At 40.3% G+C, this 15,927-nt stretch carries 12 protein-coding genes; 5 read left to right on the forward strand and 7 right to left on the reverse strand.

All coding sequences use genetic code 11. From position 1 onward, the window contains the following. Nucleotides 1–400 precede the first annotated feature (400 nt). Nucleotides 401–1,885 carry a membrane-bound lytic murein transglycosylase MltF gene (gene mltF, locus PVK70_RS07655; RefSeq protein WP_130047240.1) on the reverse strand — a complete coding sequence of 495 codons (1,485 nt, stop codon included), beginning with the start codon at nucleotides 1,883–1,885 and terminating at the stop codon, nucleotides 401–403. Nucleotides 1,886–2,248: 363 nt separating this feature from the next. On the opposite strand from mltF, the gene purL reads away from it, so the two are divergent. The 4 genes from purL (at nucleotide 2,249) to PVK70_RS07675 (ending at nucleotide 8,054) form a co-directional block, all read left to right on the forward strand. After that, nucleotides 2,249–6,175, forward strand: coding sequence for a phosphoribosylformylglycinamidine synthase (purL, locus tag PVK70_RS07660; protein ID WP_130047239.1), 3,927 nt, complete (start codon nucleotides 2,249–2,251; stop codon nucleotides 6,173–6,175). 216 nt (nucleotides 6,176–6,391) lie between these two features. Further along, complete coding sequence (locus PVK70_RS07665) at nucleotides 6,392–6,901, forward strand: RNA methyltransferase (protein ID WP_130047238.1); 510 nt, start codon at nucleotides 6,392–6,394, stop codon at nucleotides 6,899–6,901. Between the two features lie 169 nt (nucleotides 6,902–7,070). Further along, nucleotides 7,071–7,391 carry a DUF3622 domain-containing protein gene (locus PVK70_RS07670; RefSeq protein ID WP_130044675.1) on the forward strand — a complete coding sequence of 107 codons (321 nt, stop codon included), beginning with the start codon at nucleotides 7,071–7,073 and terminating at the stop codon, nucleotides 7,389–7,391. Nucleotides 7,392–7,568: 177 nt separating this feature from the next. Beyond that, on the forward strand, nucleotides 7,569–8,054 hold the full coding sequence (locus PVK70_RS07675) for a GreA/GreB family elongation factor (RefSeq protein WP_130044676.1): 486 nt from the start codon (nucleotides 7,569–7,571) through the stop codon (nucleotides 8,052–8,054). Between the two features lie 63 nt (nucleotides 8,055–8,117). Here PVK70_RS07675 and PVK70_RS07680 read toward each other — a convergent pair whose 3' ends face one another. From PVK70_RS07680 to PVK70_RS07690, 3 genes are read right to left on the reverse strand one after another with little or no spacing between them, the layout of a single operon-like run. Continuing rightward, nucleotides 8,118–9,185, reverse strand: a complete 1,068-nt coding sequence (locus PVK70_RS07680) for a succinylglutamate desuccinylase/aspartoacylase family protein (RefSeq protein WP_165366856.1) — start codon at nucleotides 9,183–9,185, stop codon at nucleotides 8,118–8,120. Further along, nucleotides 9,172–10,077 carry a 30S ribosomal protein S6--L-glutamate ligase gene (gene rimK / locus PVK70_RS07685; RefSeq protein ID WP_012533521.1) on the reverse strand — a complete coding sequence of 302 codons (906 nt, stop codon included), beginning with the start codon at nucleotides 10,075–10,077 and terminating at the stop codon, nucleotides 9,172–9,174. Before rimK ends, PVK70_RS07680 begins: the two co-directional genes overlap by 14 nt. After that, nucleotides 10,077–10,517 (reverse strand): ATP-dependent zinc protease family protein, encoded by a 441-nt coding sequence (locus PVK70_RS07690; protein ID WP_130047237.1) that lies wholly within the window; start codon nucleotides 10,515–10,517, stop codon nucleotides 10,077–10,079. Before PVK70_RS07690 ends, rimK begins: the two co-directional genes overlap by 1 nt. A gap of 488 nt (nucleotides 10,518–11,005) precedes the next feature. Here PVK70_RS07690 and PVK70_RS07695 point away from each other — a divergent pair, with 488 nt between their 5' ends. After that, nucleotides 11,006–12,352 (forward strand): sodium-dependent transporter, encoded by a 1,347-nt coding sequence (locus PVK70_RS07695; protein WP_130047236.1) that lies wholly within the window; start codon nucleotides 11,006–11,008, stop codon nucleotides 12,350–12,352. A gap of 102 nt (nucleotides 12,353–12,454) precedes the next feature. Here PVK70_RS07695 and PVK70_RS07700 read toward each other — a convergent pair whose 3' ends face one another. From PVK70_RS07700 to PVK70_RS07710, 3 genes are all read right to left on the reverse strand, one after another. Beyond that, complete coding sequence (locus PVK70_RS07700) at nucleotides 12,455–14,665, reverse strand: immunoglobulin-like domain-containing protein (protein ID WP_130047235.1); 2,211 nt, start codon at nucleotides 14,663–14,665, stop codon at nucleotides 12,455–12,457. A gap of 788 nt (nucleotides 14,666–15,453) precedes the next feature. Continuing rightward, complete coding sequence (locus tag PVK70_RS07705; RefSeq protein ID WP_130047234.1) at nucleotides 15,454–15,642, reverse strand: DUF4250 domain-containing protein; 189 nt, start codon at nucleotides 15,640–15,642, stop codon at nucleotides 15,454–15,456. Beyond that, nucleotides 15,642–15,848: a YaeP family protein gene (locus PVK70_RS07710; protein WP_130044681.1), complete on the reverse strand. Its 207-nt coding sequence runs from the start codon at nucleotides 15,846–15,848 to the stop codon at nucleotides 15,642–15,644. Before PVK70_RS07710 ends, PVK70_RS07705 begins: the two co-directional genes overlap by 1 nt. Nucleotides 15,849–15,927 lie beyond the last annotated feature (79 nt).

Here is a 15,927-nt window from a genome sequence, read left to right on the forward strand (position 1 = left end):
CTTAGTAATTTCGTTAAAAATTTTTATTGTAGAATAACTACTTATAAGAATTTTTGCCTTATTCTTAAGCGATTTTCCTGCGTAATAAATAGATCATTTAATTAATTACATTGGTATAACTTTAATTGGCATGATCTTGAGAACAAGTAACTCAGAGTATGTGTTAATTGTTACCGTAACATGAACATGCCATTTAGTAAGTTTTTTTAACAATTTTTATTACCAGCAAATAGAAAGTTATTTGCTAGATGTGGCATTATACCAATCTACATAAGTATTTGATCATTCTTGCTTGTTAAAATCGATTATATCTGCGTTATAAATTTTGTAATTAGAACCACTAGTTACTGTAATTTATGCCTTGCTCTAATCGATTTTTCCTACGCAATTATCTGATCAACTATTTATCCAGAATGGTATTACTAATCGTCGCAGCTGCAGAAGAAAGTGGCACATCAATTACGGTTAAATCTTCAACCGTAATTTCTTCTTGGATCAACTTGTTTGCTTGTTCTTGTTCATAGCCAATAATACTTTGGTAATAACGGCGAATGTTCTCTACATAATTCTGAGCTTCATCACCACGAGCAAAACCATAGCGAAGGTACTTGTAATAACGCTTTTGACGTAATAGTGGCAGGTTATCTTTAACATCTGTCCAAGAGTCAGGATCTCCACCTAAACGTTGAGTTAGACGTCTTGCATCCATCATATGTCCAAAGCCTATATTGTATGAAGCAAGTGCAAACCAAATCTTCTCATGTTCAGTAATTGAGTCAGGAACCCGCTTTACAATTCTGCGTAAATATTCAGCGCCACCACGAATACTCTGTTCTGGATTTAAACGGTTTTTAACACCAACAGATTGGGCCGTTGGTAGTGTTAACATCATCATGCCACGAACGCCTGTTGGGGATTTTGCAAGAGGATTCCAATGAGACTCTTGGTAAGAAAGAGCAGCAAGGAAACGCCAATCAAAGTCACCTGCGTATTTTTTAAATAGTGGTTCCCATTTTGGCAACTTACTTTCTAGTGCTCGAATAAAAGCACGAGTGTCGACATAATCAAACGACTCAACATGACCAAAGTATTTCTCTTCAAGAAGCGCTAGTTTGCCACTCTCTTTTAACTCACCAAAGAATTCAATGAGTAGGGCTTGTAAGCTGTCATCTTCTGTTTGTTGTATAAACCATGCAACGGGTTGATCTTCCGTTAATTCAAAAGCGACAGCCAATTCAGGATGAATACGTTGTGTCAGTGATAATTCAACAGAATCAGCGATCGTGTAGTGTATTTCGCCAGTCGCTACTTTTTTTAGTAACTCGCTAACATCAGTATCCGCTTCAGTATGCCACTCTAATTTCGGGTGCTTTTCTTTAAGCTTTGTTACCGTACCCTCAAAACTTGAATCTTTAACAATGGTGATATTTTCATCAAGTTGAGTTAGGTTTTTGATATTACGAGGGCGCCAGCTGCCTTTTTTATATACCACTTGTTGGCTGACATAGTAGTAGACAGGTCCCGGACGAAACTTTTGTAAGCGTTCAGGGGTAATTGTCATATTGGCCGCGATAATGTCGACTTCATTACGCTCTAACGCAGGAAACAAGCCTGAATAAGTATATGCAGGGGTGATCTCGAGTTTGACTTCTAGTTTTTCAGCAAAGGCTTTTGCCAGATCGTAATCTAGTCCGGTTGGGCCATTAGAACCAATGTAATAAGAGAGTTGGTTATTTAACGTACTGACTCGTAAAACACCACGTTCCCTGATTTGCTCTAGCTTTGTTTTTGGTTCTGATTCTACTTGGCATCCTGTAAGGGTGAAAACCAGTGTAGAAATGACAAGGCAAGATTTTAGAAGACGATGATATGGGATGCGGCTCAAGTCAGAATGCTCTTTTAAATAAGTAAGGCGTAGTTATATCAAATGGCATATCAAGAGGCAAAAGCACGGTAACAAATTACAACAATTATTAGAGATTGAGACAGTTTATTTTTCCTTACGCCTGTTTTTTGCGCAATAATTTTAAATTTAAAGGTCATTTACACTTTTTTCAAAAAAAACACGCAAACGGTTGCTTTTGGTGTTACTTCACAAAACAAAATCCTTTATAATGCGCTCGCAATACCAGAGGTAACATCGGCATAGTCACTATGAGTTATGAATAATTAATCGAGTTAACTATTTTTAACTACATGAAACTATTCCAATATTACCTTTAATTCATTGCCAAAGAGACCTAAGTACATGAGAATTTTGCGTGGTTCACCTGCTCTATCTGAATTTCGTGTTAACAAGCTACTTGAGCTTTGTCGCGAGCTAAATTTACCTGTTACTGGTATTTATGCTGAGTTTGCACACTTTGCTGATCTAACGGCGGACTTAGATGCGTCTGAAGTTGAGAAGCTAGAAAAATTACTGACTTACGGTCCAACGATTGAGGAGCATGAACCTGAAGGTTTATTGCTACTTACTACCCCTCGCCCAGGTACTATCTCGCCTTGGTCTTCAAAATCTACTGATATTGCTCATAACTGTGGCCTAGCTACAATCGCACGTTTAGAGCGCGGTACTGCTTTTTATATAGAAACGTCTGAAACGCTTTCTGAACTTCAATTAGTTGAACTTAAAGCCATTCTCCATGATCGCATGATGGAAGTGGTATTTACCGATTTTGAATCAGCGTCAGCATTGTTTGCTGTGGCAGAACCTGCGCCATATGCAGAAGTTGATCTATTAGCCGGTGGCCGTAAAGCGCTTGAAGACGCAAACGTTACCCTAGGTCTTGCTTTAGCAGAAGATGAGATTGATTACTTACTTGAAAGCTTTACTGAAAAGCTAGGTCGTAACCCAACAGATATCGAATTAATGATGTTTGCACAAGCGAACTCAGAGCATTGTCGCCACAAGATCTTTAACGCGGATTGGACTATCGATGGCGTTAAGCAAGAAAAATCATTGTTTAAAATGATTAAGAACACCTTTGAAGTGACCCCTGATCACGTATTGTCGGCTTATAAAGATAACGCAGCGGTAATGACCGGTTCTGAAGTCGGTCGTTTCTTCCCAGATCCAGAGACTCGCCAATACAGCTACCATCAAGAGAAAACACACATCTTGATGAAAGTTGAAACGCACAACCACCCAACCGCAATTTCTCCTTGGCCGGGCGCATCTACAGGTTCAGGCGGTGAAATTCGTGATGAAGGCGCAACGGGTATTGGTGGTAAGCCAAAAGCCGGTCTTGTTGCTTTCTCTGTATCTAACCTTAAGATCCCGAACTTCGTTCAACCTTGGGAAACTGATTTTGGTAAGCCAAGCCGTATCGTTACTGCTTTGGATATCATGCTTGAAGGTCCTCTAGGTGGCGCAGCATTCAACAACGAATTTGGTCGTCCAAACCTACTTGGCTACTTCCGTACTTACGAAGAGAAAGTAAACTCTCACGCAGGTGAAGAAGTGCGTGGTTACCACAAACCAATCATGCTAGCTGGTGGTCTTGGTAACATCCGTGACGAGCATGTTCAGAAAAAAGAGATCCCAGTCGGTGCAAGCCTAATTGTTCTTGGTGGTCCTGCGATGAACATCGGCCTTGGTGGCGGTGCCGCTTCTTCAATGGCATCAGGCCAATCAGCAGAAGATCTTGATTTCGCTTCAGTACAACGTGAAAACCCAGAGATGGAGCGTCGTTGTCAGGAGGTTATTGACCGTTGTTGGCAGCTAGGTGATGCGAATCCAATCGCATTCATCCACGATGTGGGTGCGGGTGGTATCTCGAACGCACTTCCTGAGCTAGTAGACGATGGTGAGCGTGGCGGTATCTTCAACCTACGTGACGTACCAAACGATGAGCCGGGCATGAGCCCACTTGAGATCTGGTGTAACGAATCTCAAGAGCGTTACGTAATGGCGGTTGCTGATAAAGATATGGCCACGTTTGATGCGATTTGTAAGCGTGAGCGTGCACCATACGCCGTGGTTGGTAAAGCAACAGAAGAGCGTGAACTTAAACTTGAAGATTCACACTTCGACAACACGCCAATCGACATGCCAATGGACATCCTATTAGGTAAAACACCTAAGATGCACCGTGACGCGACAACGCTAAAAGTGAATAACCCTGCGATTGATCGTTCTGGTATTGAAATGAACGAAGCGGTTGACCGTGTTCTTCGTCTACCAACAGTCGCTGAGAAAACCTTCCTTATCACTATCGGTGACCGCTCGGTAACAGGCCTTGTGGCTCGTGACCAAATGGTTGGTCCATGGCAGGTTCCAGTTGCAAACTGCGCAGTAACAGCGGCAAGTTACGACTCTTACCACGGTGAAGCAATGTCTCTTGGTGAGCGTACGCCAGTGGCACTACTAGACTTTGGCGCATCGGCTCGTCTAGCGGTTGGTGAAGCAATCACAAACATCGCTGCGACCAACATCGGCGATATCAAACACATTAAATTGTCGGCGAACTGGATGTCTCCAGCTGGTCACCCAGGTGAAGATGCCGGTCTTTACGAAGCGGTAAAAGCAGTTGGTGAAGAACTATGTCCAGCACTGGGCTTAACTATCCCTGTGGGTAAAGACTCAATGTCGATGAAGACTCAGTGGGAAGAGAACGGCGAGCACAAAGAAGTCACGTCTCCGCTATCTCTGGTTATCACTGCGTTTGCACGTGTTGAAGACGTTCGTAAGACGATTACGCCTCAACTTCGCACCCCTGATAACCTTGAAGGACTAGGCGACACTTCACTAGTACTTATCGACCTAGGTAACGGCAAAAACCGTCTAGGAGCAACGGCTCTAGCGCAAGTTTACAAGCAGCTTGGTGACAAGCCAGCAGACGTAGACAATGCAGCACAGCTAAAAGGTTTCTACGAAGGCGTTCAAGCACTTGTTGCTAACGATCAAGTTGTGGCTTACCACGATAAAGGCGACGGTGGTTTATTCGTAACGCTAGCAGAAATGGCATTCGCAGGTCACTGTGGTGTTAATGCAAACATTGAAGCGCTGGGTGAAGACACGCTAGCAGCACTATTCAACGAAGAACTAGGTGCGGTAATCCAAGTTCGAAACGATGACCTAGATGCTGTTCTTTCTACACTTGCTGCAAACGGTCTAGAAGCGTGTTCACACGTCATTGGTTCTGTTGAAGACTCTAACGAACTAGTGATTAAGTCTGGCGAGTCTGTAGTCATTGAACGTAACCGTACTGAACTACGTACTATCTGGGCAGAAACGACACATAAAATGCAAGGTCTACGTGATAACCCAGTATGTGCTGATCAAGAACACGAAGCGAAGAAAGACAACTCAGACCCAGGTCTGAACGTAAAACTAAGCTTTGACGTGAACGAAGACATTGCAGCGCCATTCATCAACGCTCCTATGATAAATAAGGGCGCTAAGCCTAAGATGGCAATTCTACGTGAGCAGGGTGTTAACTCTCACGTTGAAATGGCAGCAGCATTCGACCGTGCAGGCTTTGAAGCAACTGATATTCACATGAGCGACATCCTAACGGGTCAAGCGGTACTAGAAGAGTACAACGGTCTTGTGGCTTGTGGTGGCTTCTCTTACGGTGACGTACTGGGCGCTGGTGAAGGTTGGGCTAAATCGGTTCTGTTTAACGACTCTACGCGTGATCAATTTGAAAACTTCTTCAAGCGTGAAGATACCTTCTCTTTAGGTGTGTGTAACGGTTGTCAGATGTTGTCTAACCTGCGTGAACTTATCCCTGGAGCTGAATACTGGCCACGTTTTGTTCGCAATGAATCTGAGCGTTTTGAAGCTCGTTTCAGCCTCGTTGAAGTTCAGAAGTCTGATTCTGTATTCTTCAATGGCATGGAAGGTTCTCGTATGCCAATCGCAGTTTCTCACGGTGAAGGCCGCGTAGAAGTGCGTGACAACGACCACCTAAACGCGATTGAAAACTCAGGTACGGTTGCTCTACGTTACGTTGATAACAACGGTAACCAAACGCAGCAATACCCGAATAACCCGAACGGTTCGCCAAACGCTATCACTGGTTTAACAACGACGGATGGCCGTGTGACTATCATGATGCCTCACCCAGAGCGTGTATTCCGTACGGTTGCTAACTCTTGGTCTCCAGAAGGTTGGGGCGAGAATGGTGCTTGGATGCGCATGTTCCAAAATGCACGTAAGAATGTGGGTTAATTGAGCAATAAAGAATAGAGTCTTAATCCTTATAATCAGTTAGTTATCACGATTTTTTAAAAATGTGATTAAAATCTGAAAAATAAATAAGCACTCTGTTCTATAATAAATAAAAGAGTTGGGTAAAGACGGCTTTTTTAAATAAAACCGCTGAAGTTTAGGCTTCAGCGGTTTTTTTGTTAGAATAGCTTTTTACTTTATCTGTTGGAACAAACAATGAAAAATTCGCACGTAACGATTGGCTTGAGTAATCCTAAAAGCCCGACAAATGTTGGTGCAGTAATGCGTGCAGCGGGCTGCTATCAAGTTGATGATGTTCGCTATACTGGTGAGCGATATGATCGTGCCGCTAAGTTTCAAACGGATACTAAAAAAGTGGCTAAGAAAATCCCATTAACGAGCGTAAATTGCTTATTGGATGATTTACCAAAAGACATGAAGGTCGTTTGTGTTGAGTTAGCTGAAGGTGCAACGTCGCTTCCTGAGTTTGTACATCCAGAAAAAGCAATTTATGTGTTTGGCCCTGAAGATGGTTCGATTACACAACAAGTTGCTGATCGCGCCGATCATGTGGTTTATGTTCCAACCGTTGGATGTATGAATCTAGCTGCTACAGTCAATGTGCTGTTATACGACCGATTAGCAAAATCAGTGGACATTGTTAAAGGGGATGAGTTAATCCGCAGTAGTCGCGATAATCGCAATCATTTGGTCGTAAAAAAATAAGACTTACTTCTCTTTTAAAGTACTTATAGATTGACATCTTTTTGATGCATTTTTGGCTAGATGTGTTCTAATAGCGGGCATTAAAGGGAATGCAGATATTAACCTGCAGTTATAGATGGATTTTCTAATAATGATCTATCCCTTAACTATCGAATTCTAGGAAATAAAAATGGCAAAATTTGATTACCGTATTGTAGAAAAACGTAACGCTTGGGCTGCTGAAATTACGCGCCAAGTAACTTCTCGCAGAACGGTTGTATCTAAGCGTCAGCTTGGTTTTGAAACTGAAGCAGAAGCAGTTGAATGGGCAGAGAAAGAGCTTGTTGAATTTGCTAAAACGCAAGCGGTTCGTAATGATCGTAAAGCGGAACAACGTAGCGAAAAAGAAGAAATGATCGCACGTAAGAGAGAAAAAGCAGCGGCACAAAAAGCTGAATATGAAGCAGCTCGTGATGCAGAAGAAGACGAATACGACTTCGACGAAGAGTAATTTGTCATCACAGAAATGTGATTGAAAAACAGATACCATAAAATGGCAGTTATTCGTAACTGCCATTTTTTATGTCTTTATATCAATCTACATAAGTATTTGATCATTCTTGCTTGTTAAAATCGATTATCTGAACAACTACTTATCCAGAATGGTATTAATAAAGTAAAATTACTCATGATAGAAAAAGAAGCATTATTAGAATCAATCATCCAAGCGTTGCGTGATGTGCATCAAATGGCGGTAGAGGCAACTCAACGAGCGATTGATCAAGCAACTGATAAAGAAGCGATAGCGCGAAGTAAGTATGAAACGTTTGGATTAGAAGCATCATATTTAGCACATGGCCAAGCGTTACGAGTCGCTGAATGTGAAGCGGATATTTTGGCGTATCGTAAATTACCACGTTTAGACTACTCAGAATCAACGGCGATTAATCAATGCGCTTTAGTGACTCTAATTAATCAAGATGATATTGAAAGTCGCTTCTTTATTGGTCCTTCAGCGGGTGGAGTTAAGGTTTCTTACCAAGGCGTGGATTTCTCATTGATCACACCGACGGCCCCGTTGGGAAAAGCGATAATAGGTTTGCAACTCGGTGATGAATTTGAGTTAAATTTAGCGGGGAAAAAGCAACAATACGAAATTATTGATGTTAAATAATTTTATTTGTGATCAAAAAAAGAGAGGCAAGCCTCTCTTTAGAATGTAATTTTGACTACGTGATTAAACGCTAGGAACTGCGATTTGACCATTAGTCAGCTGATCTGTATCCGCTTCAATGATTTCATCAATGTAGGTTTCTACTGCTTGACCAACCATTTCGTCATCTTCAGTAAAGTAAGCAAGATGGAAAACAGCATCACCTTCATTAACTAAAGGTAAGGTTTGTTGACCGATAACGATGCCGCCTTTATGAGCGCGAAGTTCAATTTCACTATGACCTAATGGTGCGCTGATGTAAGCCAAAACTTGGCCTTTTTCAACTTGTTCACCCAGAGTTACAACAGTACGTAAAATACCATCGCTTTCTGCACGTAACCAACTTGTAGATTTAGCAATGACCGCTTCTGGTAAGCGTTTTCTGCTCGCCTTTAGCATGCCAATAGCTTGCATTACACGTTGTACACCCACATAACCCGCATTGATTGCAATTGGTTCAAAGCGTAATGCTTCACCTGCTTCATACGTTAATACTGGGATGTTACATTTTTCAGCTTCACTACGAAGTGAGCCATCTCGAAGAGGTGAATCAACAATCACTGGTGTACCGAATGCGTGTGCAATACGTAACGTCTCAGGATTACTTAAATCAGCTCTTAGTTGAGGCAAATTCGTTCTGTGAATAGCACCAGTATGTAAATCAACAATATAATCACAACGTTGCGCAATCTGAGTGAAGAAGGTGTTTGCCATACGAGATGCCAAAGACCCTTTTTCAGAGCCAGGGAAGCAACGGTTTAAGTCACGACGATCCGGAAGATAGCGTGATTTATGAATAAAGCCAAAGACGTTAACAATAGGCACAGCAATTAATGTGCCTTTTAGTTTCTTCGGATCAATGTTATTGATTAATTGACGTACAATTTCAACACCATTAAGTTCATCACCATGAATGGCAGCATTTACCATCAGGATTGGGCCAGCATGCTGGCCATTAATGATCTCAACAGGGATCGATAGAGGTGAGTGCGTATAAAGCTTAGCGGCTTCAATCTCAATTACCTTTCTTTCACCAGGTGCAACCGAGTGCGTTAGTATTTCAAACGCTTGATTTTTTTTAGCCTTTGCCACGAGTTTTAGTCCTTTTAGTCGCTGCAGTTTTTTCAATAAAATCAATAATTAGGCCAGCAACGTCTTTACCAGTTGCCTTTTCAATGCCTTCTAAGCCCGGAGATGAGTTCACTTCCATAACCAGTGGACCACGCTCAGAGCGAAGTAAATCTACACCTGCAACATTTAATCCCATAATATTTGCAGCAGCTACCGCTGTCTTACGCTCTTCAGGAGTCAATTTAACAAGTGATGCTGAACCACCACGGTGTAGGTTAGAGCGGAATTCGCCTTCTGCACCTTGACGTTTCATAGCAGCAATTACTTTGCCACCAATAACGAAACAACGGATATCTGCACCGCCAGCTTCTTTGATGAACTCTTGAACCATAATGTTCGCTTTTAAGCCCATGAAAGCTTCAACAACACTTTCTGCTGCTTTACGCGTTTCTGCAAGAACAACACCAATACCTTGAGTGCCTTCTAAGAGCTTGATCACAACTGGCGCACCGCCAACCATGTCTAATAGGTCTTTAACGTCATCAGGCTTGCTTGCGAAGCCTGTAATCGGCATACCAATACCTTTACGAGAAAGTAATTGCATTGAACGCAGTTTATCGCGAGAACGAGTGATCGCAACTGATTCATTTACAGGGTATACACCCATCATCTCAAACTGACGTAGTACGGCAGTACCGTAGAAAGTAACAGAAGCGCCGATACGAGGAATGATCGCATCGTAATCAACCAGTTCTTCACCTTTAAAGTGAATTTGAGGTTTTTCTGAATTGATATTCATGTAGCAACGTAGTGCATCAATCACTTTAACTTCGTGTCCACGACTCTCTGCGGCTTCAATTAAGCGGCTAGTAGAGTAAAGAGATTGGTTGCGCGATAAAATACCGATTTTCATTATACAGTTTCCTCAAAATCAACAAGGTAAGACGACGATGGATCTACAACAATACGATCTTGCATTGCTGTTCTTCCTAGTAACATGCGAAACACCATTGTTTCTCGGTTACTTAATGTAATTTCAACTGGCCACTCTTGGCCTGAGACTCGGATCGTTGTTTTAATAACGTAACGTAGCTCTTCTTGACCGCTTGAGCTTTTTACTTTTCGGCGGTCAACGATTGGTGCTTCACAAATTTGCACGAAATCGTTATTACGTTTTTCTGGATGAATCCAAAAGCGGACCCAGTCTTCACCATCCTTTGTGAAGGGCTCTACTTTAAAAGCATGCAAGCAAGAAGTTTTAGCGCCAGTATCAACTTTTGCCTTAATTAATTTAATACCAAGTTCTGGAAGGCTAAGTGATTCGCGCCATCCAACAATGATTTTATCAGTCATTAATTTGTCTCAAATAGAAAAAATCCACGTTAAGTATAGTTGATACTTTGTGGATATCTAACCCATTTGGCTACCATCTAATTGTCTGAGTGTATTACTCAGTAGTCTGGAGTTTGGTGGAGTAAGTAGAGAGGTGTTATAGGATGTGTACACCGTGACTCAATGACGGCGAATTTATCAGTAGTTTTTAATTTCGTCAAATAAAATATTGATTATAATTTTGACGCTTTTGGATTACTTTTTCTAATGCTTGTTTGTTATTAGAGGAATACGTTATATATTCCTTTTGTTTAAAAAAAAAGCATATTTTATTGTGGTTTTATGAAAATAAATGAATGGATATATTGTTGCTATTGAAAATAAATCAGAAGAAATCACCTCAAATTTTATTTTATAAGAAATTAATCAACAGCTTTGATAATTTTTTCTGGTTTTTAATGAAATCCGAGGTAATATAATTGCATTGTACTAGTTGAGTGATGCGTTTAATGAGCAGTAATAGAGAAAGTTTTAGTTCACGATTAGGTTTTATATTGGCAGCAGCAGGGGCTGCGGTTGGTCTTGGCAATATTTGGGGCTTCCCAACACAAGCCGCAAGTAATGGTGGTGGTGCCTTTTTACTTGTTTATTTAGTTATGATTTTAGTTGTTGCTTTTCCTATGTTGGTTGTCGAAATGGCAATTGGTCGTCATGGTCAAGCAAACCCAGTTGATAGTATGCGTTCACTTACCTCTAATCCATTAGGTAAGAAATTTGGTGCGTTTGTCGGTTGGATTGGATTAAGTGTTCCTAGTGCGGTATTAATGTTTTATAGCATTGTTGGTGGATGGTTAATCTGTTTTCTACTTGGTGCGATGGCTAATGTCATTGGTTTACATGACGTATCTGAGTGGTTTAAAGGCTTTAGTATTGAACGTAATTTGCTTGGTACAATCATTTTTTATGTATTAACTATTCTAATCGTACAAGGTGGAATTAAAGACGGTATTGAGAAGTGGTCGACACGTTTAATGCCTGCATTATTCATTTTATTTGGTCTATTATTTGTTTATATCGTGATGCAGCAGGGTGCTGTAGAAGGATTAAAGCACTACCTTATCCCTGATTTTGAAAAGGTAATGGACAAAAAATTGATCTTAGCTGCGATGGGGCAGGGCTTTTTCTCTCTAACCATTGGTGGTTGTTCAATGTTGATTTACGGTTCTTATTTAAGTAAAAAAGAGAACCTACCAAAGATGGCGATGAATGTAACGTTAGTAGATACCGCCGTTGCTTTTATTGCTGGTCTTGTTGTTATGCCAGCGATGTTTGTTGCAATGCAAAAAGGCGTTCAAATTTACGCTGAAGATGGTTCTCTATTAAGTTCAGATACTTTGGTGTTTACTGTATTACCAATGATGTTTGATAGCTTAGGTTTGTTTGGTGATTTATTTGCGATTGTATTTTTCTTATTGTTAACGATTGCTGCATTAACGTCATCAATATCTATGCTTGAGTGTTCAGTATCATTAGTTAGCGAGCGATTTGAAACAAAAAGAACGCCAACAAGTTGGGTGTTAGGTTTATTGATTGCTGCTTTCAGTGTCGTGATTGTCTTTAATTTTGGTGAGTTATTTGGTCTGGTCGCGATGGTTGCAACTCAATATCTACAACCTGTTGCAGCGCTATTGTTCTGTGTATTTGGTGGCTGGGTATGGAGTCGTCATTCTAAAATTAAAGAACTTGAGCAAGGGTATCCTGAATTTCAACAAGGTTTCTTTGGTAAAATTTGGCCTTTATATGTGAAATTTGTGTGTCCTATTTTAGTTATCACTGTTTTATGGGCATCGTTTTAAATTAATGATGTGATAGCTTTTCTATCAGGTATAAAAAAGCCAGCATATTAATGCTGGCTTCTTATTTTTATTATTGTGGATTATTCATCCAATGATAAACAATTATAGTTTATCCCAAGCATCAGCCCAGAATTGGCTTTCTGCTGGTGCGTAAGCAGAGCTTGAACACCATGCAGTGTAAGGCCAAGGCTTACATTGGTAAACATCACCGTCTGTTGCTAATACTTTATCGCCCGCAGAATAATTTACACCCGCTTCGTACGCAGGAACATCACTTGGTGGTGGTGTTGGCGTAGATGTATCTTCCGCAATAAGGTTAAAACTGTAACGAGCATCAATAGAATCACCATCGTTTGATGCAAGTAGACGCATCGAGTAATAACCTTCTTCAACATTGCTTAACTTCAATGATACAGATTGTGAGCCATTCACAGATGTTGAGTAATCAGCTACTGAGTAACCAAAACGGTCGATTACATCAATTTTGATAGATGCCATTTCGTTTGTTGCTACTGTAAATGAAACGATAGCAGTTGCATCTGTTACAGAGTATTCGTTTTTAAGATCTGTAATTTTAGCCGTTAATTCTACTTCTGGATCTGGTGTTTCGCCACCACAATCGCTGTCACCAATTTGTTTCCATACACCCCATTCACCAGTGGTTCCTGGCTCATCACCTTGAGTCCACCAACCCGCTTGCCATGTTTTACCGTTGTGAGTCGTTGTCTCATCAGCTAGGTATACTTGGTCTGCTTTCCAAGGGTTAACACAAACTTGTGAACCATCATTTACTGTCACTGTACGTGTTGCAGTTACTGTTTGCTCAGCGCTGTCTTTTACTGTGTACGTTAACGTGTATTTACCAGCAGTCGTTGTGTCAACAGAACCTTCAAGGCTAATAGTAGAGGTTAGATCACCATCTTCAGCATCTGTTGCTTTAACGCCAGCTAGAGCGTTGAACTCAGTGCCAATTTTTACGGTTGTGTTTGCTACACCAGAAAACTCTGGTAATGCGCTGTACACTTCTACATTACGAGCTTGCTTTGTTTCGTTACCGTCAGAGTCAATCACGCTGTAAGTAAGAACGTTATCACCAAGAACGTGAGTGTTTACTGAACCTTCAACAAGGATAGATGCAGAAACATCACCGTCTTCTTTATCCATTGCTTTAACGCCAGCTAGTGGGTTAAATACCGTACCGTGTTGAACACGAACATCAGTTAGACCAGTGAACACAGGCTTACCAGCAACTGGTGGCGGTGTTGTTTGGCTGTGAATGTACGGGCCGTAAGCATTAATAAAGCTGCTGTTGTATGGTGTACCCGCTGAGTTTGTACCGATATCCCAGTTGATTGACCATGTCATTACACCACGTAGTGGTTGACCTTGTTTCTTCAGTGCATCAAACGCATTGTATAGTGCTTGAGGCTCTTTTACGAAACCTGATGCTGCTGCGTCATTGTTTGTTGGAATACCAAAAACTAATTTGTCGTGTGGGATCTTGTGGAAGCCACGAGTACCGTTGATTAATGAATCAGAGATGTAGTAAATGAACTTCTCTTTCATTGCATCGTTGTTTTGAGTGATCCATGCGTTTTCTTCGTCAACCCAAATACCGTCACCACCTTGGTTGTAGAATTGTGGGTTGATCCAGTCGTAGTAACCTTCTAGGCGCTCAAGGTATGGAACGTATTTGTCACCACTTTTCAGGTATGGGAACTCAGGAGCCATTGTTATTAAGAAGTTTTTACCTTGTGCACGGTAGTGATCTTTAACAATTTTCAGTGCTTCAGGGATTACCCATTGGTTATCTGCTGCAGTCACGGCTGCTTGCTCTAAATCGATATCTAGACCATCAAAACCGTATACTTCTACTAAGCGGATTACTTCTTCAGCAAAAGCAACTTCATCACCACGCTTTAATTCGATGTGTGCATCGGCACCACCAAGAGCGATCAATACTGAACGACCTTGTGCGTTTAGTTCTTTAATTTGGTCGATGAATTCTGCTTCAGTCAGACCTACTGCTGGGTCAAGACGGAAAGTTGGAATGCGGCCTTCAGCTGTGTCATATACTTTCATGAAAGACACATCAACCACGTTGTACATAGGGTTTGTTTCTTCAAGTGTCATACATGGAGCATTACCTGCTTGATAACCACGACCATCACACCAGTTGTGCCAGTAACCAACAACCACACCACCTTCTGGGTTAACCATGTCGTCGTTTGCTTGAGCTTGAACAGAGAAGCCTGCACCAAATAGGGCTAAAGCGATTGCATTAAGTTTTATTTTTTTTGTTAGTAATGTCATGTTTTTTTTATTCACTTTAAAGAATTAAGACCAGAAGCAATGTTAATTAAACGTAACGTCTTTTTTTCTGGCTCCTTGCTGATGGAGTGAAATTTACCAGTGAATTCTCAAATTAGTGACACTATAAGTGTAACAAAATGTAACTAGGTAATAATCGAAAAAAAACATGCATTATTACTGTGCTTTCCTGCATGATATAAAACTGAATTGTTTGTGTATATTGTTGATTTTATTGGTTTTTGTCGTTGTTTGTTAAGGTTTTTAAAATGAATAAGTATGATAAAGAGGGAAATTGAAAAATTATTTTAGAGCTTTTATATTAATTTTCAGACGGTTTATCACCTGAATTAAGATCTCATTTTTTGATCGTGTGATTTGACTGGGTTTGATTTTAATGCTTTCTTATTGTGTTTAATATTTATTCGAAATAAACAAATACGACATTTCTTATTATCATTTTATTTACGCTGTATTTTTCCAGTCAACGCGAGTGTCAATAATGGAACTAATATCAAAAAAATATTGTTCGTTATTTAGCCATGTTTGATTGTTTTAAATAAAGGATACAGATAAAAATAAATGGTTTTGTGTGTTTGAAAGGGAATATGATGTGTGATTAAGTGAGATTTTATACTCATAGATATAAATATTTAGTCATTTATTTTTTCACAGGAAATAAAAAGGAGAAGGCATGGTTAGCTCTTCTCCTTTATTACGCTAAGAAAACGTATTGTAAGATAATGCCTGTTAGCATTAGATGTTATATCAATGGCATTAATGCATAGGTATTATCTAAATTGTTTTGCTTCTTCTAGGTAGTCAAACCCGGCGTCAGCTAGCTTTTTAATGAGAACGTCTTTATCTAATTCATAGAATTTAACGTAGCTATTTAGATCACCAAATTCATCACGGATCTTCATATTAACTATGCTCATTAGCATAACAGGATCCATTGAAGCCATTTTTTCAGGTGTCATTACTCATCCTCAAAATCAGAAATTAATAAATTTGCAGCGGCAAATGCGGCTTTTTCACGAGTAGCTTTTGGTAGAGACTCATCTGCAGCGATGTCGTTTAATGACTTAACAGCACACGTAATGGCTTGAGGAATATAGCCTTGATCACCACTGCCAATTAAAGAATACAGCTCACGTACCATGTCACAACAATCATATACTTTCATTAGACTTTCCATTTTAAAATGATAATTATGATGAAGTTTACACTGAGCAATTTTTATTACCAATCATCAAATGTTTTAA

The sequence above is a fragment of the Aliivibrio sp. A6 genome, assembly GCF_028765505.1.
GTDB classification, from domain to species: Bacteria; Pseudomonadota; Gammaproteobacteria; order Enterobacterales; family Vibrionaceae; genus Aliivibrio; species Aliivibrio finisterrensis_A.